Below are 486 nucleotides of genomic sequence, written 5' to 3' on the forward strand. Positions count from 1 at the left end.
GTGTATGCCGCATATGGTGGCATATATATTGCGACGGCTTTGGTATGGCTAAAATTTGTCGATGGCGTTTCTCTGACGCACTGGGACAGCATTGGCGGTTTGGTAATATTGTTGGGTGCAAGTATTATCATCCTTCAGCCCAAAAGTTTGTTATAACTCTCTTCAATCAACAAATTTGCTAATTTCAGTGAACTAATGTAAACTGAAAATTTTAGCCTAGTATTTTAATTCAATCTAGTATCTCAAAGAGTATATTCATGGATATCAACCAAACGCCAGTAGACCCTAGCCAATTTGGGTCTAACGTGCCGCGCCGTCATGACCCAAAAATCGCCAAACTTGCCGCAAAATACTTAAAAATAACAGGTTGGCAAGTGGTCGGTGACGTACCTGATGTCAAACAACTAGTGATGCTCGCTGCCCCTCACACCTCCAATGAAGATGGCTGGAATGCGGTCATGGGCATTTTATCGGTTGGCATTGATT

Annotated in this window: 1 protein-coding gene and 1 pseudogene; both read left to right on the forward strand. The window is 42.4% G+C overall.

The genetic code is table 11. The features are described from left to right. The gene (locus IV513_RS16075; protein ID WP_369074868.1) at positions 1-156 is read left to right on the forward strand and encodes a hypothetical protein; all 156 of its coding nucleotides are present in this window, start codon (positions 1-3) and stop codon (positions 154-156) included. A 101-nt stretch (positions 157-257) separates the two neighbouring features. After that, positions 258-486, forward strand: a pseudogene (locus IV513_RS15735) (hypothetical protein); the annotation flags it as partial.

The sequence above is a fragment of the Chryseobacterium sp. RR2-3-20 genome, assembly GCF_017808115.1.
GTDB classification, from domain to species: Bacteria; Bacteroidota; Bacteroidia; order Flavobacteriales; family Weeksellaceae; genus Chryseobacterium; species Chryseobacterium oryzae.